The 22,530-nt window shown below is 57.0% G+C and carries 14 protein-coding genes; 6 read left to right on the top strand and 8 right to left on the bottom strand.

Annotated elements, in window-relative coordinates; translation table 11 throughout:
* The first annotated feature begins 183 nt into the window (after positions 1 to 183).
* The 5 genes from AC13RC_RS27455 to AC13RC_RS27435 all read left to right on the top strand — a co-directional run bounded on the left by AC13RC_RS27455 (position 184) and on the right by AC13RC_RS27435 (position 3,675).
* A complete protein-coding gene (locus AC13RC_RS27455; RefSeq protein ID WP_113355773.1) occupies positions 184 to 378 on the top strand; it encodes a hypothetical protein in 195 nt (64 codons plus the stop codon).
* An 83-nt stretch (positions 379 to 461) separates the two neighbouring features.
* Entirely contained in the window at positions 462 to 1,433 is a 972-nt protein-coding gene (locus tag AC13RC_RS27450) for a cation diffusion facilitator family transporter (protein ID WP_488559147.1), read from the top strand.
* Positions 1,434 to 1,691: 258 nt separating this feature from the next.
* Entirely contained in the window at positions 1,692 to 2,258 is a 567-nt protein-coding gene (locus AC13RC_RS27445; RefSeq protein ID WP_488559130.1) for an HdeD family acid-resistance protein, read from the top strand.
* Between the two features lie 73 nt (positions 2,259 to 2,331).
* Positions 2,332 to 2,961, top strand: coding sequence for a nucleotide exchange factor GrpE (gene grpE, locus AC13RC_RS27440; protein WP_488559129.1), 630 nt, complete (start codon positions 2,332 to 2,334; stop codon positions 2,959 to 2,961).
* Between the two features lie 81 nt (positions 2,962 to 3,042).
* Complete coding sequence (locus tag AC13RC_RS27435) at positions 3,043 to 3,675, top strand: DUF1345 domain-containing protein (RefSeq protein WP_488559128.1); 633 nt, start codon at positions 3,043 to 3,045, stop codon at positions 3,673 to 3,675.
* 388 nt (positions 3,676 to 4,063) lie between these two features.
* On the opposite strand, the gene AC13RC_RS27430 is transcribed toward AC13RC_RS27435, so the two are convergent.
* From AC13RC_RS27430 to AC13RC_RS27400, 7 genes are all read right to left on the bottom strand, one after another.
* Complete coding sequence (locus tag AC13RC_RS27430; RefSeq protein ID WP_488559127.1) at positions 4,064 to 6,016, bottom strand: DUF3857 domain-containing protein; 1,953 nt, start codon at positions 6,014 to 6,016, stop codon at positions 4,064 to 4,066.
* A 187-nt stretch (positions 6,017 to 6,203) separates the two neighbouring features.
* Positions 6,204 to 7,955 (bottom strand): rhomboid family intramembrane serine protease, encoded by a 1,752-nt coding sequence (locus AC13RC_RS27425; protein ID WP_488559126.1) that lies wholly within the window; start codon positions 7,953 to 7,955, stop codon positions 6,204 to 6,206.
* A 49-nt stretch (positions 7,956 to 8,004) separates the two neighbouring features.
* A complete protein-coding gene (locus tag AC13RC_RS27420; protein ID WP_488559125.1) occupies positions 8,005 to 9,483 on the bottom strand; it encodes an HlyD family type I secretion periplasmic adaptor subunit in 1,479 nt (492 codons plus the stop codon).
* Positions 9,480 to 11,672 (bottom strand): type I secretion system permease/ATPase, encoded by a 2,193-nt coding sequence (locus tag AC13RC_RS27415; RefSeq protein ID WP_488559124.1) that lies wholly within the window; start codon positions 11,670 to 11,672, stop codon positions 9,480 to 9,482. The genes AC13RC_RS27420 and AC13RC_RS27415 overlap by 4 nt, the downstream gene beginning before the upstream one ends.
* Positions 11,673 to 11,716: 44 nt before the next feature.
* Positions 11,717 to 12,376 carry a hypothetical protein gene (locus AC13RC_RS27410; RefSeq protein ID WP_488559123.1) on the bottom strand — a complete coding sequence of 220 codons (660 nt, stop codon included), beginning with the start codon at positions 12,374 to 12,376 and terminating at the stop codon, positions 11,717 to 11,719.
* A gap of 190 nt (positions 12,377 to 12,566) precedes the next feature.
* Positions 12,567 to 12,980, bottom strand: a complete 414-nt coding sequence (locus tag AC13RC_RS27405; RefSeq protein WP_488559122.1) for a hypothetical protein — start codon at positions 12,978 to 12,980, stop codon at positions 12,567 to 12,569.
* Positions 12,981 to 13,118: 138 nt separating this feature from the next.
* Positions 13,119 to 20,339 carry a DUF4214 domain-containing protein gene (locus AC13RC_RS27400; protein ID WP_488559121.1) on the bottom strand — a complete coding sequence of 2,407 codons (7,221 nt, stop codon included), beginning with the start codon at positions 20,337 to 20,339 and terminating at the stop codon, positions 13,119 to 13,121.
* A gap of 762 nt (positions 20,340 to 21,101) precedes the next feature.
* On the opposite strand from AC13RC_RS27400, the gene AC13RC_RS27395 reads away from it, so the two are divergent.
* Positions 21,102 to 21,365, top strand: a complete 264-nt coding sequence (locus AC13RC_RS27395; RefSeq protein ID WP_488559120.1) for a hypothetical protein — start codon at positions 21,102 to 21,104, stop codon at positions 21,363 to 21,365.
* Positions 21,366 to 21,577: 212 nt separating this feature from the next.
* Here the strand turns inward: AC13RC_RS27395 and AC13RC_RS27390 are convergent, their stop codons facing one another.
* Positions 21,578 to 22,216: a hypothetical protein gene (locus tag AC13RC_RS27390; protein WP_488559119.1), complete on the bottom strand. Its 639-nt coding sequence runs from the start codon at positions 22,214 to 22,216 to the stop codon at positions 21,578 to 21,580.
* Positions 22,217 to 22,530: the final 314 nt, after the last annotated feature.

The following is a 22,530-nucleotide window of genomic DNA, read 5'->3' as shown; positions in this document are numbered from 1 at the left end:
CGGAGGTCAAAGCTCTTGCAGTCATACCCCGTTGGTGACGCTGATCTTTTGGAACTGGCACGACCGTTGCATCAGTCTCGTTGCAACAATCCAGCTGGCCGATGCTACTCTTTACCATTGGCAAGATTTGGGCCAGCAGCAAATTTGCATGAGTTTTGAGGTGGGTTGAAGAGGAGATCCCCCGTGCAAGAATACGATCTTTATATCAACGAAAAGAAGCCGGCCATCGGCCTCTACGTGCGCGCCGGAGCAAGTCTTCCAGACTTTGCCGATCCGAAAGAGTGGATTTTTGACGGCATCGCAGCAGCAGATCTCCTGCCGCCGAGTGTCATCGAAGGAGTAGCTGCGGCCGGCCACGCATTCCGTGACATGGATTAATGCGATCCGATCGTTGATATGATTTGCTGGCGTCCACTTTTTCATAGGAGACGGCGGTGTCCGCAGCGATTTCCGATCCGCGTATGCAAGAGCGACATTCCGCCCGAACAGCCGTATACGCCGCATTGGCCGGCAACATCGCAGTCGCAATAACGAAGCTCATTGCTGCCGTAGCGACCGGCAGCGCGGCGATGTTCAGCGAGGCTGTGCACTCAGTCGTCGATTGCGGCAACGAAGGGCTTATTCTTTATGGATATCATCGCGCCATTCGAAAGCCGGACCTCGTTCATCCCTTCGGTTTCGGTCGTGAATTATACTTCTGGAGTTTCATTGTCGCACTGTTACTGTTTGCGCTTGGCGCCGGCGTTTCGATCTATCAAGGCATACGGCACGTGCTGGCTCCGCAACCCATTGAATATGCTGAGATCAGCTACATCGTTCTAGCCCTTTCTTTCATGTTCGAGAGCGCGTCCTGGGTTGTCGGCTGGCGGGCCTTCGCAAAGGCGCGCGGCGGCCTGGGCTTTTGGAAAGCGTTCCGCCAAAGCAAGGATCCGCCTGCATTCATGGTGCTGTTCGAAGACAGTGCTGCTCTGATCGGCATTGCAATTGCCATGATCGGTATCGCCGCAGCCGAAAAGCTTCAAATACCGGCACTAGACGGAGTAGCATCTATTCTGATCGGCATCGTTCTCGCGATAACGGCGATTCTTTTGGCGATCGAGAGCAAAAGCTTACTCATAGGAGAACGGGCGACCCCGGCTCTGGTCGAGGCCATTTGCAATATTGCGCAGCAACAACATGGCGTCGTGCACGCAAACAGCGCACTGACGGCACAACTCGCTCCCGATCAGGCGATGGTGGCACTTAGTATTGAGTTCGACCCTACCCTATTCACCGAGCAGATCGAGGAATGCGTAACCTTGATCGAGGAAAAGGTCCGCTTAGCACATCCCGAGGTCGTTGCCTTGTTTGTCAAACCGCAGACGCTCGAGCAATTCGAAAGAGCTCGCAGGAAACGGTTCGGCAATTATCTGTTTTCAACGACGCCGCCATAGGGCTGGGATGTCCAGATCAGCCGTCTCGTTCGCAACCGAGAGCTTTTTCCCACTTGCTCATCTGACATGTTGTCTCGGCAGGCTTGGACAATATGTCCCCTTCGTCTTTTGTCGCTAGACCAAGTTGCTGTTTTTACACGTCATTGCATCTGGCACATTCGTTGCCTCTATCCAACATGAGCTTGCAACGGCGCCCGCTCGCCAAACTTGAAGCCGGATTCGAAATCCCTGCCGTCCACGCGGCAAAGGAGGCTGCAGATGACGTCGATCAACGTGATTCCCGCCCGGCGGGAGACATTCGCCAATGCACACATGAAGTGGGGCTGGTTCCTCTTCCTCGGTGTCGTCTTTATCGCCCTCGGCGCCATTGCTGCGGGCAACCTATTCTATGCAACGATTACAGCCGTCTTCTATGTCGGCATCCTTATGACCATGGCAGGGACATTGCAGGTTCTGCATGCGTTCAGCGTCAGGACGTGGGGTGGATTCTTGCTCTGGCTCGTCAGCGGCTTATTCTATGCAATAGCCGGTGCAACTGCCTTCGCCAATCCTGCGCTCGCCTCGGTGATCCTCACGTTGCTGCTTGCGGTGCTCACCTTGTCGGCTGGCGCGCTACGACTGCTTATTGGCATTCGCGCGAAGCCGACAAAAGGCTGGGCATGGATCATCGCTTCCGGCGTGATGACGGCTCTTGCGGGATTGATTTTTCTATTTGGGTGGCCGGTCAACAGCATCTGGCTGCTTGGCCTGCTTTTGGCGATCGACCTAATCTTCCAGGGCATGATGCTCATCGGCTTTGCCTGTCAGCTCGGAACAATACCATGAGTGCTACACCCCTAGGTTCGAGACGCATGTTTCGTTCCCAGCCTCCAGTGACAAATCGTGACAGGATATCGAGATGAGCAACGACAAACGGCAACCTCACGAAAAATCGGCAAAAGCCAGGCAGGACCCGCGCTCGCCGAATGAACCTGTCGAAGGAAATGACAGCCAGCAGGCTGTTGCTACCGACGAGCCTCCCCTCGGGATGGCCTTGTCCGAAAAACTGGAACGCTTGGAGGCGGATAATAAAAGCCTTCAAGATCGCCTGCTTCGCGCTTTGGCGGAGACGGAAAATGTGCGCCGGCGCGCCGAACGTGATGTGAACGACGCGCGGCAATATGCTGTCACCCAATTCGCCCGCGACATGACGAGAGTGGCCGAGAACCTCGCGCGCGCAGTCGGCAGCATTCCAGAGGAAATTGGTCGCGATGACGGGCCTGTAAGGACGCTGATAGAAGGCGTTGAACTTACCGAAAAGGAGCTGCTGCGCTCGCTAGAAAAGCACGGCGTCTCCAAACTTGATCCGCTCGGCGAGGCATTTGATCCGAATTTTCACGAAGCAATGTTCGAGACAGAAGATCCAAGTGTTCCCCATGGCACTGTCACGATGGTGGCTGAACCTGGCTATGTCATCGGAACCCGTCCTCTTCGGCCCGCAAAAGTCTCGGTTTCCCGCGGCGGTCCACCCCGTGGAGCTCAAAGCTGACGGTCTGCTGAGCTCCAATACCGTCTGCGAAAATCCACCACGAACGCGGAAACTTCCTCAGCTTGATCGGCCCTTGCTACAATGACCATTGGTAACAGAATTGCTCCCATACGCTTCCTGGTATTTGTTGTGCTGCTGATCCTTGCGGATGTGATTGCAGCGATGGCGCATGCCGACTGGAACATCGCTCTCCTCATCGGATTCGATACTGCAACATGCGTTTTCATTGTTGGCACTTTTCCACTACTCAATGACAGTCCTGAAGAGATCCGGGAGACTGCGAAGCGCAACGACGCGAACCGGGCAGGCCTCCTGGCAATCACGGTCCTGCTTTGTCTTATCGTTCTGATTGCGATAGCCAGCCTGATCGCGCGACATGCCGCTGCACATTGGACAGACATCGCATTGATCGTCTTCACCCTCATGCTGTCCTGGCTATTTGCAAATACGGTCTTTGCGATGCATTACACCCACCTCTTTTACTCGCAAGCTCAAGGACAGGATTTGGGCGGGCTGCAGGTGCCCAATACGCCCAAGCCGGGCTATTGGGACATGTTTTACTTCAGTTTTACGTTAGGAATGACCTTTCAGACTTCAGATGTGACCGTAACGGGGCGGCATATACGCAAAGTCGTCTTGTTTCAGTGCATTGCGGCATTCATGTTTAACATGGGTATCCTGGCTTTCACGATAAATGCGCTGGGGAGTCTATAAGGAAGTGTCAGTCTTGGCTGTCGGAAAGAATGATTAATGCAAGAATACCTTGCGAACCGGTCCGTGCTTCTTGCTCATGGCGGATTCCGCTGCGAACAACTCCGTCGAGTTCATTGTACAATCAGTGCTCTTGATGAGAATCGAACCCCTGTTTTCGTGTCGCATCCCACATTATCAATGACTTAGGCATCCAATCCGGCATAGTCGGATTTACGGAACTTGCTGAGCTGTTGAATTGCAGCATGATTTAACCCGGGTCATGGACTACCCGCCTTGGATGCCTAAACCGATTCGAACCGCCAGCCCCATGTTCTCTCGGTTCCCTCGTGACATCCGCACCTTAAACCTCAGCAGGAAAGCGAACACCGTCCAACGACGTAGGTTGATCTCACGAATGGCTTTTTCCGTTATCGACATTCACTTCCTTTGGATTGGGATCGGGATTGGCCTGCGTATCGTTCGTTGTGACAATTGCAGTAAAATCGTTCTGTGCAGCGTAAATCAGCCGCTCGAGGTCCTTGTAAGATCCGGCTGCTACCTCTTTGAGCTTTAGGACCAGTCGACGGTGAACTATGAGTTGGTCATCCTCCTTTTCATACATCGAGATGTAAGAGCCGACGTCATTTTGAACGTCGACATTCTTGGGAGCCGTCGCAATCTTGAGTTCCGGTGGGAGGACCAAACGGTAGTTCCAATTGATATCCCGGATAGGCAGCGCCAGGGGCGTATGCCTCTGGGCGTCCCTGCTTAGAAATGCTCTCAACGCATCCATCGAGTCGAAATTCGGCGGTGAGGGCAACACGAAAGCGCCCGCTTCTGGATTGATTCCATAAGGGCTGTGCCAATCCATCGTCAATCTGAACGGACGATCCGTATCGTAAGCGTCGGTCGTATCTAATCGACCAAAGCCGCCTTCGGCGGTCACACGGAGCTTACGATCCATGCGGCGGTTGTTTTCATCGGGGTCCTGCAGAACAGATCGAAGAGACTCCTCGATACTTGGCGACATCGTCGCCGTCGCCTCGCCGGTCACAGTTCCGTCCGAGGCGACGTGGATCGTGCCTTCGGTGACGAATTGCGCGGTTTCAGGCGTGATTTCGGGTGTATGACGCACTTCGCCGTGCGCGCTGGCGATGATGGCGAGTTTGCCGCTTAATCCCTGGTCAAGCACGCCGAACGGTGTGAAGGGACTCGTCGGATTGGCGAAGATGTCGAAGTCAGGCAGATAGACGATCGCGTGGTTGATTTCGTCAGGTGACCAGAGAGGAAGCGGTCTGGCGCGGTCGCTCCAGTCGACAAGGGCCGCCTCGGAGCGAATACCTGCTGCCTTAAGCAGTGCCTGCATCAAAGTTACATGGTCTTTGCAGTCACCGTACCCGTTTTTCAAGACCGTTGCCGCGGAATGGGATTCCCAACCGGCATTATCGCTCATGTAGACCGCGACATAGCGAATGTTTCGAGCTGTCCAGCCGTAAATCGCACGCGCCGCATCGATCCCTTTGCGGTCGCCGACGATGCGCTTGGCGAGCGCGTCGATTTCTGGGGTGACGACCGACTTGTCCCTGTTCAAGCGATTGTAGAGCGAGCCAAGCTCCTCGTAATTTTGCAAGGATGTGGCGAGAAACAGCGGCTCGAACTCCGCAAGCGCGGCCATATGCTGTTCCTTATCTCTTGCCGAGACGCCCTGTAAACGCACATCCGCAACGATATGGCGCATTCCATTCGTTGTCGTATCGGAGACGACAAAACCGCCTTGGCTGGCGACGGCAAGCGGAAGAGCTGCGGGAACGTCAATCACGACATGCTCGCTGGCATTTTGGAACGGATTGAGCCACGCAACCGGATTGAAGCCCATCAGTGGCATCTTGGGCGCCGTCTCTTCAATTTCGTAGTGGACGTGGCTTCCAATCGTAACCTTAGGCATGACGACCGTGGTGGTTACTGACGACACAAATCCGGGTGCATCGCGCGAAGCGGCACTCGGGCGGGTAAAAATGGCGTCAGCAGCCGGCTTGTGACGAACCCCATCGGCGTCTTCGACCCAGCCGCTTACGAAGCGGAAGGAAACGTTCCGAGGATCATAAGTCATCGCCAGTTGCGACGCATCCTTCACCTGTGCCTGCTTTTGCACAAAGGAGTCGATCACCATCGTCAACTTGTAGGAGTAGTCCTTCGCGACCTCGTAACGCAGACTTTCGACCCGCTCGAGAGATTGCTCGGCACAGGCCAAATCACCTAGGATCAGCAACAGGCCTGTAGCGCAAAAAAGCGCTTGAGCAGCGCGCGCGATCATCTGTTTGCCGCGCGCGTTGGGGAATTTCCAAAACAGGCCGCCATCCATTGAAATAACCCTTATCCCTAAAAGCGATTGCCACACCAATTGGTAAATCCTACTGACAGACGGCCGCGGCCTGAGATCCAATGCTGGATTGTTGGCTCTTAAGCATATCGGTAAATCGCTACTTGAGTTCGCATTGATTTTGAAGCTTGAGAGGAGACGAGAGCGCGTCACCAATAAGCGCGGTGTCTCAATGCCGATTAAGCTGCGCCAATTCACCCTGTGCGCCCTCGTACTCCATGAATGTTTTCGGACACGAGAAGAGGGCTGCACTGAACTTTGGAATGGCCTCGGCTGTCTGCCCTCGCAATAGATGCCATTCGCCAACATAGAATATGGCCTCACAAAGACTGTCGTTGTTTGTGGCTTTTGCCGTGACCTCGGCCGGTGTCAATTCTCCAAGGAAGAGCTGGTAGACCGGATAGGGCCACTTGCTTTGATCCATCTTGTCGGCCGCTATTCGGAGGTTCGATGCTGCCTGGCTGTCGTTACCTCGCGTTTGCGCGAGGAAGCGCCAGAGATGGTAATACGGTGCAGCATCTGGGTTCAGTGCAACCCTTGCTTCGAAGTCATCCGCGGCGCGTTGATATTGCCCCTGAAAGTATTGTAGGAAGGGATCCGCAAGATAACCGGCGCGTAGCTGACTGATAGGCCAGATCGATCCCGCCGCAATGATTGCGAAGCCAATGCCGGCGATGAGAGCAGCCGCACTGAAGCGCGGATGTAGCTGGGTGCGTGGCCAGGCCTTTAGCAAACCGAGGGAGACCATTCCTCCCGCAACTGCTCCGCCAAGATGGGCTGCATAGTCGATGTTCATGCCACCGGCGGTCTGGCCGACGAGCGGCAGGATGGAAGGTACGAGGATCTGTATCGCGCCCATCCGCAAAAGCTCTGGTAACGGACCGGAGGGAAAATGATAACTCGCCACCATGACGGCCACAAACAGACCGATAATGCCGCCGGATGCCCCGACACCGACGATGTTGTCGGGGTTGATCAGAAGCGAAGCCACCGAGCCACCCACTGCACTTACGCAAAACAGAGCCGCAAACCAGCGCCAGCCGATCAGGCGCTCGAGTAAAATCCCGGCCCGCCATAAGGCGAAGCAGTTGAAGGCGAGATGAAGGAAATTGCCGTGCAGCAGGGAAGCCGTCACCAGCCGCCACCATTCGCCATAGTACAGGATCCGTTGACGAAAGGTGCCGCCAAGCACCAATAAAGTCTGGGTATCGGGCGTATCGCCCTTTGCCGGAATGACTCCGTATTTAAGCTCTACTAAATAGATGCCGACCAGAATGGCGATCAAAGCATAGGTAAAGATCGGCGGCCCCTTGAGATTAAAGACCGGTTCTGCCGCATCGTCCGCCTCAGAAGCGACAGCGAGGCCTCCGCCTGCCAAAGCCTGCTGCTCACGATCCTTTGCAAGAAATTCAACGCTTCGATCGTATATCCAATCCGGATCGGCTCGCAGCAGCTTCAACGAAATGACAGCCGGAGTGGCTCGTCCTTGCAAGAATCTGGGCAGCCAGCGGACTAGCCCGCGCCTCGTCAAAGTTCGTGCTAGTGCTGGATCCAGATCGACGTAGAGCTGATCGACGCGTTTACGTTGATGTCTGCGGATATTGCGAACAGATCGCCAAGGGATCGTCCCGTCGAAATAGGTTTCGATGTGAATCCCATCTTGCGATATAACCAGGCCAGGCACGCCTCTGAGAGCTTTGGCAAGCAAGATGACACCGACGAGGCCAAAAAACGCGGCCAATGGCCAGCAGAAGATTGCACTCAGGTGTGTGTGCCCTGGCCTGTCGGGGAGGAGCGGGACACCGGCAGTAGCGGCGGTGATGACGAAAATAATAAACGATAGCCAAACGACCTTAGCCTTGTCGTAGGCGACTTCCATTTTCCGCGGTGCCTGTGCATCCGCAGCGAAACTGTCAAGCAAGATCGTATCTTGGTCCATCATCTTCCGTTGTGTACCCCTCAACAGCTCTCTATCTCTCCTGCATCGCCTGCGAGGTTACCTCCACAATCGGCGAGAACAGGTATTCGAGAATGCGACGTTTGCCGGTCTTGATCTCGGCGGTTGCGGCCATGCCCGGTGAAAGCGGCACAATGTGGCCGTCGACGCTCATGGTGCCGGCGTCCAATTCCACGGTGACGGGAAAGACGAGGTTCTGAACGCGCTGGACATTGGTCGTCGGCACGGTCGCCTGCAATTGCTTCGTCGGGTCGCCTTCCACTTGGTTGGCATCGGGTTCCGGGATCGCGTCTCTCGCAACGGCCGTGACATGACCACGGATCACGCCATAGCGCGTGAATGGAAAGGCCTCGACCTTGACCACTGCCGCCTGCCCCACGGACACGAAACCGATATCGCTATTGGGAAGATAGGCTTCGACCTCCAAGGTCGAATTATCCGGCACGATGCGCATAAGTTCGACACCCGTCGTGACCACTTGCCCCACGGTATTGATCGAGGACGACTGCACCGTACCGTCGATCGGGCTTGCGATCGTCATGGATTCTCGCCGCTCGTGCGCCTTGACGAGCTGCCGTTCGAGTTCGTCGGCCTGTCTCGAAGCCTCGCCAGCTTTCTCGACATTGTCGGCAATAAAGGTGCGCAGCGTCTTTTCGCCATCGCTGGTCGTCACGGCAAGGGACGCCTTCGCTTCCTCGAGCTGTCCGGTCTCCTCTGCGAGCGTCGCTTCCTCTTTCTGGCTCGTCTCCTTGGCGTCGATCACCCCTGCCTTGGAACCGGCATCCTGATCCACCAGTGTCGCCCGGATGACGACCCGTTCGTTGAGTGTATCGACCAGCCGCTGCTGTGCCGCCATTGTCTGCTGCAGCCTGGCGACGGTCGCTTGGGCTTGCCCGTGTTGGGCCACGATATTGGCGAGGCTAGCCGCAAGCTGGGAGAGATCGGCCCTAAAAATCGACTGCTCGCGCTCACGAATGCTCGGCGAGACATCGGACGCAAGATCGAGGGGCGCATCCGGGATGGGCTTTTCTCCTTTCCAGATACCTTTCTCCTGCCACTGTTCAACTGTTGCAAGCACGGCCTTACGGCGAACCATTTCGCCCCGATAGGCCTGCAGATTGACCGCGATCGCCTCTTCATCGGACCTGAGCTCGGTGTCATCGAGCTGAACGACAATGTCACCGGCCTTCACCTTTGAACCATTGACGACCGGAATGGACTTGACCTTGCCCACTTCGATCGACTGGATGACCTTGACGCGGCCGGTGGGCTGGATCTTGCCTTGTGCCGTCGAGACGATGTCGAAGGTGCCGAGATAACTCCACAGAAGCGTAGATGCGACGACCACGGCGATGAACCAGATGAAGGCGGTGCGGATCGGCGAGGCCGGTGTCTCCAGGATCTCAAGTGCGGCCGGCAGGAACTCGTTCTCGGTCCTGCCGCGCCGCAGCGGCTTTCCCGGTCGTTTCGGAGGGCGGATGACAGGGTTCATGGCTGATTGAGCCCCGTCTGCAACTGCCAGAGATGGGCATAGAGCCCATTCGGCCGAGCAAGCAGGCTGTCATGCGTGCCCTCTTCGACGATGCGGCCGTCCTTCATGCCGATGATGCGGTCGCAATGGCGCACTGTTGCCAGGCGATGGGCAATGATGATGACCGTCCTGCCTTTGACGATCTCTCGCATATTGCCGAGAATGATGCGTTCGCTCTCATAGTCGAGCGCGCTGGTGGCCTCATCAAGGATCAGCATCGGCGGATTGGTGGCAAGGGCTCGCGCAATCGCCAGGCGCTGCCTCTGGCCGCCGGAGAGATTGGCGCCGCGTTCCTCGATCAACGTATCATAGCCCTTCGGCAGCTTGGCGATAAACTCGTCGGCGCCTGACAGCCGCGCCATCTGCATGGCGGCTGCCCGCGACATCGACGGATTGACTAGGCAGATATTGTCGTGGATCGTCCGGTTGAACAGCATGTTCTCCTGCAGGACGACACCGATGTTCGATCGCAGCCACGCCGGGTCGACCTGAGCGATATCCTGGCCGTCGACGAAGACCTGACCGCGGGTCGGGATATAGAAGCGCTGCACCAGCTTCGTCAGCGTCGATTTGCCCGATCCGGATGGACCGACAATGCCGATCACCTCGCCCGGCCTGACGGAGAACGAGATATCCCGCAGCACCTCCGGCCCGTCGGCGGTGTAGCGGAAGTTGACGCCTTTGAAGGAGATGGCGCCTCTCGGCTTCGGCAGGCTGACGGAGACTTCCGGCCTTGGCTCCGGCGGTGCGTTGAGGATATCGGCAAGACGGGCGACCGATACCTGGACCTGCTGGAAATCCTGCCAGAGCTGCGACAGACGCAGGATCGGTTGTGAGACCTGGCCGGCGATCATGTTGAAGGCAACGAGCGCGCCGACCGTCAGCTCGCCATTGATAACCGCCTGGGCACCGAAGAGCAGCAATGCCGCCGAGGTGATCTTGTTCACATACTGGATGGCGTTCTGGCCCTTGGCGGCCAGCATGGTCGTGCCGAACGACGACTGCACGTAGCCCGCCAGTCGCTCCTCCCATTGCGCCGCTACAACCGGCTCGACGGCCGACGCCTTCAAGGTCTGCACGCCGACGACGGTCTCGACGAGGAGCTGCTGGCTATAGGCGCCGCGCTCGAACTTCTCGTCGATCTTCTCCTTCAGGAACGGCCGCACCAGAAAGCCGATCGCCAGATAGAAGGGGATGGAGGCAACGACGATCCAGGCGAGCTTTGCCGAATAGGAGAACAGCACAACGATGAAGACGATGGTGAAGATGAGATCGAGGCCGGAGAACAGCCCCTGCCCCGTCAGGAAATTGCGGATCATCTCAAGTTCGCGCACGCGGGCGATCATCTGGCCCGTTGCCCGCGTCTCGAAATAGGAAAGCGGCAGGTTCAGCATATGGCGGAACAGCCGCCGCCCGAGCTCGACATCGATGCGGTTGGTCGTATGCGACAGTGCATAGGTGCGAAGATATTGCAGCACGACGTCGAACAACCCGACGGCCGCCAGACCGATCACCAGCACGATCAGGGTCGAATAGCTGCGATGAGCGAGAACCTTGTCGACGACGACCTGGAAGAACAGCGGTGTGACGAGTGCGAAGATCTGGACGATCAGCGAGGCGAGCAGCACATGGGCGAAGGCATGGCGATAGCGCCAGATGGACGGCAGGAACCAGCGGAAGCCGAAGTTGCCACGCGAGGCGCCTGGCCCCGCCAGACGCCGCTGCAGCAGGATGAAATGTCCCGAAGTCTCGGCCAACACCTCATGAGCACCGAGATTGCGGCTGGAGAAATCCGTCGGATCGATGATGCGCCAGCTATTGTCGGGGGCTGCTCCACCAAAGACAGCAAAGCGACCGTCGGTCAGGCAGGCAATCGCAGGTGCCGGCAAAGTCGCCAGCCGCGCGTCCGACTGGATCTCCAGATGCTTGGCCTTGAGCCCGATAAGCTTGGCCGCACGCAACAGGTCACTGCGTCCCGCCGGCTTCGACAAGGCGAGATCGCGGGCCAAGGTGTCCGGGTTGGAGGCGATGCGAAAATAGCCGGCAATCGCCGCGATCGCCGCAAGACCGCTGTCCGGGCGTCGCGCCTCGTCAGCTGATGGCGAGGATGCGGTTGAGGGCTCCGGTTCAACGAGGGTGGCTTGGTTCATGACGTTATGTCCGCCCCTCAAGGACCAAAGCGCACCGTGGATGCCTACCGCCCATCGACATAGGGAACCTCTATCTGCGCTGGGTCATAGCTGTAGACGTCGAGAGCCGTTGCAAACGGAAACTTCCATCGATCGTCTTGAAATTGCCTGCGGACCTTATGGATTCGGTCGTCAGCTGTGGTGATCCAGATGTCGGCTGCGGCCTCGTAAGGAAAGGAACGCCAGGTTGCACCGTAGTGAATTTCGCTTTCGTCGCCGTCGTGATCGCTGCCGATAAGGTGGCAGGCATTCCAGACTGGTCCGCGCTGCCGGACATTGCCCGCGGATCCGTATCCAATTCTCAGCCATTTTGTCGAAAACGCATATTTGCCGTATTCGAACTCGCCGATTTTCCGAAGCTCGTAATGTGGTTTCAGCGTTCCATCCGACTTGGCATTGAAAGTGATGATTGCAACGCGCGAGCTGCGCCAAGTTGCACCAAAAGCATCATTGACACGCTTGCAAGAGATGTCTTCTTCGAATGCATCATTGTTACGCTGTCGATGCGGAGCTGGAGAACTGTCGCCAACCCCGCCGTTCTGCACAGCATACGAAATCGATGGCCAGACCGCGAATGCAAGGATGAGCGCGGCAGGGCGCGAAATCCTTTTCCGTGATACAAGGCGGCAAGGTGAAAAGCCCGGCCTCTGGCCCGAGATGGTCAAACCAGTTCTGACTCTACCGCTATGTTGTACAGCGAAACGCCGAAATCTTTCCTCTATGGTCGTCGCCTGCGTCGACGAGCCTTCGTTCCGCAGCGTACTTTGGAATGGCCGGCCTATAGATCGACAGCACAACGCGAGGAGCGAGAAAACACCTCCGCCGCACGATGCCGCAAGTAAGTCCCTAAGCTTCTCACTGGGCGGCATTTTGGTCAAAGCCGGAAGAATGGTGCCGTTTCGGCTTTGAAGGACGCGATCCGGTAAAGTGCAGAGCTCTCGCAATGCTCGCGGTCATGACATGGCCTTGCGTGAACTGAAGATAATCGTCGTATGGAATGGCGCCCTTGGCATAAGCGGTAAGGATACGGCGGCAATATTCAAAACGGACATTGGACGGTGCCACGTTCATCAGCTTGGAAAGCTTCTGCTGAACCTCCGGCGTGATGCCGGAATGGCTGCAGTGCTCGATATTCCAGTTAAGAGCCTCGGGATTGCTCAGCACGTTCTTATCATACTCGTATCCACCCTTGGTCGTCACAGGGGCGTCGTTTGCCGATGCAGAACAAGCCATGGAAATTGCAGCAAGAATCATGAGGTATTTTTTCATTCTGATCTCATCTGCTCGGTATCGATACGGTTGGCTCACAGATCGCGGCGAGCCAAGGACTGATATTGAGTGGGGGAAGGTTAGCGATCGGGATGCCAAACCCATGTTGGCTTGGCATCTCGAATTCGCTAGTGACCTTTATGCAGCATTCTGTTTCGGGATCGCTGGCTGATAGGCGAGCGTCGCATCCCCGACCAGATAGTGTGCCGTCCCGTCCGAGGTCTGGTACGAACTCGTTCCCGTGATCGCCGACCCGTCGGAGAAGGACTGGCTGCCGTCTGTCGTCGAGAGAAGGTTGATCAGCTTGATGCCCGCTTCCGACATGGTCTGCAGTTCGCCATCGTCAACGGTGCCATTCTGGTTGGCATCGCGCCAGACGCGGAACTCACTCCAGCGATCATCGCTGGCATCGAGCACGTTGTCGTGATTGGTATCGAAGGCCAGACGGAGACCATCGAGGTCGGATACCGAGCCACCATTGGCCGCAACCTGATCGGGTGTTGCCCATTCGGAGAAGGCAAGCTCCCTCGACTGGTCGATGAGGCCATCCGGGCCAGCTTGGCCGTCCTCACCGAGATCGATCGCCAGGAAGCCGTCTTGAGGCCCAACCCAGGCGGTACCATCTCTTGCTCCGTCGCCGTTCCAATCGAAGGTGACGGACGATCCTGTCGCCAGCGCATTGGTGTCGAGAGGTCGCAGGTCGATATGGCCGTCACCGTTCAGATCAAGCAGCACCGGGCCATGGCCGGAATGCGTCTGCGGCCAATAATCGACCATCTTGTAGCCAGTGCTTCCGCCACCGCCACCACTCTGATAGGCGTAACGCTGCCAGGCAATGTTCTTGCCAGAGCTATCGTATTGATAGTTCGTATAGCTGCCGTCGTCATTGTATGACGTCGCGGTATTGATGACGTTGTTCACGAAGTTCTGGACAAATCGTGTCCAGGGAACCGTATTATTAACATCGTAATCAGTCCGGACAAACTTTCCAACCGTGTCGCTATAGATGTTATCCTCGATCATCTTTCCTTGTGGCGTATAGGAATCGACGATCTGTGACCAGCTCTGGGTGTTACCCGGATCATATGCGTAAAGGACCTTGCTGCCATCGTCATAAATGACATTCTGATTGGTCATCTGGCCTGCGGTGTTAAATGACTGGTCGATTTCAGACCATGATTGTGCGTTGGTCGGATCCCACGTCCAGATGCCCTTCGTACCATCGTCGTAGTAAGCGATCTGCGAGACTCGTTGACCGCCGGCATTGTAGTACTGCTCAAGCCGGCTCCATCCTTGAACGTTGGTTACATCATAGTTTGTATCGACCCGTGTACCATCGTCGTTCTGAACCCGCTGAAACGTCATCTGGCCGGCGGTATTGAACGATTGGTCAATCTCTGACCAGGATTGGGCATTGGTCGGATCCCAGAACCAGATACCCTTTGTGCCGTCGTCATAATAGGCTGTTTGAGAGGTGCGTTGACCGCTTGTGTTAAAACTCTGGTCAAGTCGGCTCCACCCCTGAACGTTGGTCACGTCGAAGTCGACACTACCTGTACGCTGCCCCGCCGCATTGTAGTAATCGATGTGCTGCTGCGCGCCAGTCGGTACATAGAAGGCAATTTCTGTTTGAGTACCGTCATCGTTGTTGACCGTCTGATTGGTCATTTGCCCGGCGGAATTGTAGATCTGAATGTAACTCGACCATGATTGCGTATTGCCCGGATCGTAATTATAAACGCCTTTCGTTCCATTATCCATGTTGTTGATTTGCTGGGTTATGCGCCCGGCGCTGTCATAAGAACGCTGAAAACTCGTCCAATCATTTGAGCTTGTCACGTCGTAGTCGATGCTGGCGGTGCGGACACCCGCGGCGTTAAAGAAATCGACGTGCTGCTGGGCATCGGTTGGCGTATAGAAAGTAATCTCCGTCCGCGAACCGTCGTCGTTGAATTGCTTGTCAATCGTTCTGTTGCCCGACGCGTTGAAGGACCGCTCGACACGGGTCCAGGGGTTCGCATTCAGCGGATCGTAGTAAACGGCGAACGTTGGGATGCCCGCCTTGTTGGCATTGATGACGCTCGTCACTTGTCCGCCGGCGGCATTATAGTTCGTCGTCACCGAACTTCCGTCACCGGCGATCGCCAGCTGCGAGGTCTTCCGGCCTTGGCCATCGCTCGTCACGCGCAGCGTCAGGCTGCCCATCGCCGAAACGGTGTCGACGACGGTCTGCGTCACGGCGCTGCTGGCATTGAGATCGACCTTCGTCAGCGTGATCGAGCCGTCATTGTGGATGACGGAGGTTTCAGTATGGTCGATGACACCGTCATTGTTGGTATCCTTGGCTAAGACCGTGATCAGACCATCCGTGCTGGTCGTGATCGTGCCCTTGGCGATCACGCCGCCGCTTGCGTTAGTCTCGATCACCGTGGCTACTGTCGAGCCATCGGCCTGGAGCTGTGATTGCATGACGACCTCGAAAGTGCCGTTGCCGTCGTAATCATACTTCACCGTCTTGGTCCGGCCATCGGCAGAGCTGTCAGTCTCGACCTTGGCGGCAATCGCCTGCTTCCAGTAAACCTTGCCGGCCAGGAGATAGTTCGCCTTCTGCGCGGTGGCATTGTTCGTGACGATCGAGATGGTGGTGCCGGTGGTGTCGGCGGTGAGCGTCTCCACCTGGTCGACCGTGCCATCGCCATCGACATCCTTAGAAGTCGTGCGCACCATGCCGTCGGACGATTGCTGGATGGTCGTCTTCGAAGCGATCTTGTTGGTCGTCAAATCCGTATCGGAGATGACGGTCGTCCTGCTGCCATCGGCATTGTTGGTGTTGACGGTCACACGGCGACGATCGACCGTTCCGTTTCCGTCGAGATCCCAATTTGTGGTGGACTGCAAGCCGTCGGCCGTCGTGGTCGAGGTCGAGCCATCAGCCTTCACGCCGGCCGACTTATAATCAGTGACAGTCTGCGTCACGACACCGGAGTCGGCGGTCACCGTCTGCTGGTGCTGGTCGATGACACCATCGCCGTTGGCATCGCGGTCGATCGTGACCGTCTGCTTGTCGACGCTGGTCAGCGTGATGGTCTTGTCGATGAGCTTGCCGGATGCATCCGTGGTCGCGACGGTCTCGCGCTTGGCGCCGTCGGCCAGGATCTCCACCGTATCGCTGACCGTTTGGGTCGCAAGCCCGGTGCGCTGCTCATTGGTCGAAACGACGAGGCCGTCAGCATTCGTCGTGGTGACGAATTTCGAGATCAGCGAGCCATCGGCCTTCGTACTCGACACCGTGCGCGTCCGCGTGCCATCGGCATTGATGACGGTGACGTCCGTCGAGGTCTGGGCATAGGTTCCAGCACCCGTCGGATCCGACTGCGAGGTGATCGACAAGCCATTGGCGCTGGTCGTGGTCAGATAGCGGCTGGTCAGCGCCGCCCCGGTGAAGTAGCTGACGGTCTCGCTGCGTGAGCCATCAGCATTCAAGACCGTCGCATCGGCGCGGCCCTTGGTAAAGGTACCGGAGCCGGTCTGGTCCCACTTCGTGGTCACCGTCAGCCCATCGGCGGAAGTATCGGTCTGGGTTACGGCGCTCAGCACGAGCGTGCCATTGCCGTTGACGGTATAGGTCTTTTCGACAGTCGTCTTGCTACCATCAGCATTCAGCGTCGTCACATCCGCTATGGTCTTGTTTGCGGCGCCGTTTCCGTCGGTGTCGTAGCTGACCAGCGTATTGAAGCCGCCGGCGCCTATCGTGGTCGTTTTGGAGTGCGACACAGCACCCGCCGACGTCAGATCGGACAGGGTCTGCGTTACGCTTCCGTCGGCATTCTTGGTCGCGACGGACTTTTGATCCACCACGCCGTTACCGTCGATATCATAGGTCACCGTAACAGTCTTGCCGTCGCCGCTGGTCGTGGTCGTCGTCTTGTTGGAGATCACACCTGTGTTGGTGACAACCTCCGTCGTCGAGCCGTCCGCGCCGAGCGTGATCACATCGGTAGTCGTCCTGACCGCGGCGAGAACAACCGAGGGATTAGCAATTGCCCAGGCTTGCGCGCCGGCTGTGGTGTGCGCCTGTCCTTCGGGCGAATCTGCGCATTGCTGGGCGAGCTGCGCGCGGGTGGTTCCGGCGGCGATCGCGCTCGCCCAACCTTCGGCCGCTCCCGGCTCAGGTGCGCGACCAAGAGCGTTTTGGTAAAGTAAGGTGGCGAACTGAATATCGGTAAGTGTGCCGTATTTTTGCGCAAACTCGGTGGATCCGATCATGACAGCAGCGATCTGAACCGAGGTCGTGCCGGTACTTAGTGCCTTGGCGAAATCGGCGAAGCCGCCGGCGTCCGGATCACGGCCTAAAAGTGCATGATAAAGACGATAGAGCTCATTTCTGGTTGTCGCGCCGACCAGATCATCGGACACGACCGTCGTCTTGCTCAAGCCGTTGGCGGATGTCGTGACCTTGGTCAATTCGACGGGAGCCGTATTGGTCGAGCGGGCGAAAGCCTCCGTGCACGAGCCATCGGCGTTCAACGTCGTGACATCACTGAGCGCCTGCTCGTACGTACCATCGCCATCCAGATCGGATTTTGTGCTGACTGACAGGCCGTTGGCGGATGTCAATGTGACCGAGCGGCTGGCGAGCGTCGTCGTGCCGGTCTTGTAGGTCTCGATAGTCTTGGTCGTCAGGCCCGTCGCATCGATGACGGTTGTCGTCTTCAGGTCGATCTTGCCGTCGCCATCAAAGTCCACCTGGCTCGTGAGGGTCTTGCCGTCGGCGGTCGTGGTATTGGTCGTCTTCGACAGAAGCGTACCACCGGCCGTACTGACGGCATCGACCAGCGAGGTCGAACCATCAGCATTCAGCGTCTTGGTGGCAGTCTCCGTCCGATCGACGGTAGCATTGCCGTCATAATCATAGGAGGTCGTCGTCACCAGCCCATTGGCGCTGACGGTCACCTTCGTCTGATCGGTAAGCGCCGTGCCGGCATAATCCGATGTCGTAGTCGTCTTCGAGCCGTCATTGTTAAGGACGGTCGCCTTCACCGACTTGGTGTCAACGACGCCATCGCCGTTGATATCCTTCTGGACGGTAATCGTTAGGCCATTGCCCGAGGTCGTGGTCGTCGCCTTGTCAAGCAGAACGCCGGTATTGCTCTTGTCCGTCACCGTTTCCGTGCGACTGCCGTCTGTATTAATGACGGTCTGGTCGGCGGTAGTAACATCGACCGTGCCATCGCCATTCAGATCATCGGCGGTGGTCGTGGTCAGCTTGTCGGCGCTGACGATCACCACGGTCTTGCGATGGAGCGAACCGTCAGCACTGCCCTGTATCGTGGTCGTCGTCTGGCTGCCGTCCGCGGCAATAATTTGCGCTGAGGCGGTGTCGACATGGCCGTCGCCGTCGACATCCTTAGTCACCGACGTCGTCTTGCGATCGGCGCTGACCGTCGTCACCGTCTGGCTCAACAATGTGCCGTTGCCGCTCTTTGCCGTGACCGTTTCCGTGCGCGTCCCGGCATTCAGGACGATCGCATCGGTGAGCGATTTATCGAAGGTCCCGTCACCATTGAGATCGGACTGCACCGTCTGCGCCAGGCTATCGGCGGACGTCGTCGTCACCATCTGGCCAATCAATGTGCCGTTGCCGCTCTTCTTCGTCACGGTTTCGACCTGCGCGCCGCCCGAACCAGCCGTTATGACGTCGGTCGTCACGGCGTCATAGGCGCCATCGCCATTGGCATCGGTGCTGATGGTTTTCGACAGGCCATCGGCGCTGGTCGTCGTCAGCACCTTGCCGACAAGCGATCCATTCGGATTGAGGTTGCTATCGGTCTCGGTGATCGTTCCGTCGCTCGCAACCGCAATGACGGTCTGACTATCGGCGGCGCCGTCGCCATTGACGTCAGCCGAGATGTTCTTGGCCTTGCCGTCAGCACTGGTGACCGTGAAGCTCTTCGACAGCAGCACGCCGCTGGCGCTGGTATCCTGAACTGTCTCCGTCCGCGAGCCGTCGGATGCGACCGTCGTCACATCGGAATGAACGAGATCGGCTATGCCGTCGCCGGTCACATCACTCGAAGTCGTCGTCGACAGGCCATTTGCCGCAGTGACAGTGGTCACCTTGCTTCTGGCAGAATTGTCGCCATTCGTAGTGGTCACGACGGTCGTCACGTCGCCGTTCGAAGCAATCATCGTCTGGGTCAGATCGCGCTCGTCGATCGTGCCGTTGCCGTCAAGATCGCTCGTCACCGTCTTCGTGTGGCGGTCGGCGCTGGTTACTGTCGTGATGCTCGATAAAAGCGTTCCGTTGGCGCTGGTATCCGAGACCGTCCGCGTGCGCGAGCCGTCGCCAGGAACAACCGTGGCATCGGAAACGACTTCGTCATAGGCGCCATCGCCGTTGATATCGGTCTTCGTCGTCTTGGTCAGACCATCGGCGCTGGACAGAACCTGCACCTGGTTCAGCACGGCTCCAGAGGCGCTGAGCGCCCTGGTCGTGGTAGACGTGGAGCCGTCGGCATTGGTGACGAAGGTCTGACTCTGATCGGCCTTGCCATCGCCGTCCTGATCAATTGTCGCCGTGATCGTGTTGTGATCGGCGCTAGTGACCGTCGTCGTGCTGTTGAGGACCGAGCCATCGGCGTTGAAGTTCGTGACAACCCGCGTACGGGTGCCGGAAGCGACAGTGGTGATGTCCGTCTGCGAACGATCATAGGTGCCATTGCCATCATCGTCGAATTTGGTCGACACGCTGCTGCCATCGGCACTCGTCGTCACCAGATCCTGGAACGCCAGGCTGCCATCGGCATTATAGGCCTGAATCGTATTCGTCTTCGACTGGTCGGCGTTGGTGACGACGGTCGATTTAAGAATATATCCGTTGGAATCGCTGGCAAGAACGGCGTCGCCCACCGCGCCGGTCGAACCGTCGGACTTGGTATAGGTCGTTGTCCCGGTAATGGCCGAGCCGTCGCTGAAACTTTGGCCGCTGCCCTTTGGCGTCAGGTCGATCGAGGTGATTCCGAGTGAATCCAGCGAGACGAGCTGACCGTCGACCATGACCTTGAACTTCGACCATTGCGCATCGCCAGCATCGAACTTGCCATTGCCGTTGGTATCGAAGACATCCTTGATCGCTTCCAGATCGCCCGTGGCTGTCGGGTCCCACTGCGTGAACTCGAACTCCTTCGAGTTGCTGATCTGGCCATCACCATCGGCGTCGAACACCAGCACACCCGTACCGCTGCCTGCCCAAGCCATGCGGTGCTGATAACCGTCGCCATTCACATTCACGAATTGCGATGACGTTCCAAGCGTATTGATGTTCAAGCCATTGCCCGAGAGATCCAGGACAACTGGCATACCAACACCATTGCCCTGACCGTCGTCCGAGTTATCAGGACCAGTCGCACCGACGCTATCGGAATAAGGTGAACCCCACCTATCTCGGCTTGTATCCGATGAACCAGTTGGATTACTACCACCATATCCCATCGGTCCGCCTCGAGCGCCTTCATTGGGATTATCCCAACCGTCGTATCGTGAAGGACCGGTCGCGCCAACGCTGTCTGAATACGGCGAGCCGAAAGCGTCCCTGCCGCCGTAAGATCCTCCGGGGGACGCTCCATTTGGAGAACCTACTCCGCCCATCCCGCCGTTGTCCGACGAAGAGTCGCCAGAGGCTCGGCTACCTCCATAAGCCGAGGATCCCCCGCCTGCATGGGAGCCACCATATCCCGCGCCTGAATTTGATGGGCCACCCTGGTCGCCATTGCCGCCACCGCCGCCGCCACCATTTCTATAACCAGAGGCACCTCCAAACGAGGATGCGCCATAGAATGTCCATGGGCCGACAGCGAATGGCTGCAAGTCAGGAGGGGTCGGAGCCACAGCGGACGTCACGCTTGGAGGATTCATTGCCGGAGGCATCGGGCCCATGGGCGCGGTTGCGCTTGGAGGATTGATCGTTGGAGGGGTCGGGATGTAACTGATATTTCCAAGCATTGCATTAAGTGCGTCAGGAATGCTCGGTGTAATACCTGGATACGGGCTGACCGGAGGCACGATTTGCGAAGGACCTGGCGCGGTATTTTGATGATCCGATCCGGTTTCCGGACCTTTGAGGTGAAACGTCAACGTCACACCTCTTTCTGTTGCCCTGATGTCCGGCAATTGCCCCCTCGCCTGAATGGCGAAGTTCGTTATTTTTTCAATATCGGACATGGAATAGTTGGTGTGCTTGGCCAGAAGATGGGCAAAGGCACGAAGATTGAATTTGGCGTCATTGATATCGCCGCCGACCTGACGCTTGTAGTCGTAGTATTCGACCATCAGGTCAGCGTAGTGATTTTTATGATCTTGCGCTTGAAGGACTCTGTCTACGGCTAGCGCCACCAAATCATCCGGGGCCAAAGCCCCCTTCAACGCCGCGCCCCAAGGGCTGGGCGGCACGCCCCGCATTCCGTTCAAAATCGCCTTTCCAGCTGAATCGGTTTCTAACGCCAAACCCAAACCAATCGCCAACTCCTCGACGGCCTTTGCCATTTCGGGATAATCCTTGGCAAACACTGCATACGGAACATCGATCTCTATCGTGTCGCTCATTTAAGCTCCATGCATGCTTTGGTGATGAAAAAATCTGTTCCGAGGAACAGGTAACCCGGGGTCCTGTGCGGATAGATAACACCGCTTATCCGATACAAGCATTTGGACGGATCGTCATTGTTCGGCGTTCTGTAAGAGAGGACCGTCTTGCATTCACCTTCACCGATCCCGCAATCGCCGAATTTCCTGAGTTCCTCGTGTGCCAGCGGGACTCCAAGAACGTGCTCCAGTATGCCTTGCAGGCATTGATCATATGAAGGTGCTGTATCGTCGCAACTGGCTTTGATCGGCACAAGGCTTCTAACCGCGACAGTACAAAGCTTGGCATCCTGGTTCGTCCAAATGCTGTAATAGTCCGTATCAAAATTTTTGGAATCCACTCCATCGAACGACTGCCGACATTTTGAAACGATCTCTTGATACGAAGGATATGTATCAGCCGGTCGATTTGCAGGAAGCGGATCGAGCGCAAGAGACACAGACACTCCCACTAGGAGGAACAGGCCCGAGAACAGCGAGAGGAATCCTACTCTCGTCGCTCCTAATAAGCTTTCTGAAATAATTTTAGGCATTGCGATCATGGCGGATTTGAACAAACCTCCAGGGAAGGTGCGCCCTTTGGCGCCTGTAGCCACATTGCGGAATTAGCCGCTGCCCGATCCGCTTTATTGCGAACCAGCAGGAATACGCCCATCTCCAAATTGTGAGCTCATGCGCGCATTCCCGCTCTAACCATTTTTTTGTCGGGGGCGAAGCAATAAACTTCGCCGGGAAGACCCTGCTTTTGCTGTAATTCAGGTCCGACAATACAAGGTCTCCAATTGAATTAATGACGCAGCACCGCGCCTACGACGGCCCTTGGCTTCTCGTAATTCCCACATATACTCGCCGTGATTTGGAACGAAAACGAACCTGAGGCGTTCCGATCCGATCATAGTGCACATACTTT

The sequence above is a fragment of the Martinezella sp. CNPSo 3890 genome (assembly GCF_057784455.1).
The sequence above is the reverse complement of the archived record's forward strand: the minus strand, read 5'-3'. Positions and strand labels throughout refer to the sequence as shown.

Excerpts from the sequence above, each read along its gene's own strand:
- AC13RC_RS27450 (WP_488559147.1), top strand. The coding sequence starts at position 462 with ATGCAAGAGCGACATTCCGCCCGAACAGCCGTATACGCCGCATTGGCC.
- AC13RC_RS27445 (WP_488559130.1), top strand. The coding sequence starts at position 1,692 with ATGACGTCGATCAACGTGATTCCCGCCCGGCGGGAGACATTCGCCAAT.
- grpE (WP_488559129.1), top strand. The coding sequence starts at position 2,332 with ATGAGCAACGACAAACGGCAACCTCACGAAAAATCGGCAAAAGCCAGG.
- AC13RC_RS27435 (WP_488559128.1), top strand. The coding sequence starts at position 3,043 with ATGACCATTGGTAACAGAATTGCTCCCATACGCTTCCTGGTATTTGTT.
- AC13RC_RS27430 (WP_488559127.1), bottom strand. The coding sequence starts at position 6,016 with ATGGATGGCGGCCTGTTTTGGAAATTCCCCAACGCGCGCGGCAAACAG.
- AC13RC_RS27420 (WP_488559125.1), bottom strand. The coding sequence starts at position 9,483 with ATGAACCCTGTCATCCGCCCTCCGAAACGACCGGGAAAGCCGCTGCGG.
- AC13RC_RS27415 (WP_488559124.1), bottom strand. The coding sequence starts at position 11,672 with ATGAACCAAGCCACCCTCGTTGAACCGGAGCCCTCAACCGCATCCTCG.
- AC13RC_RS27405 (WP_488559122.1), bottom strand. The coding sequence starts at position 12,980 with ATGAAAAAATACCTCATGATTCTTGCTGCAATTTCCATGGCTTGTTCT.
- AC13RC_RS27400 (WP_488559121.1), bottom strand. The coding sequence starts at position 20,339 with ATGCCAGTTGTCCTGGATCTCTCGGGCAATGGCTTGAACATCAATACG.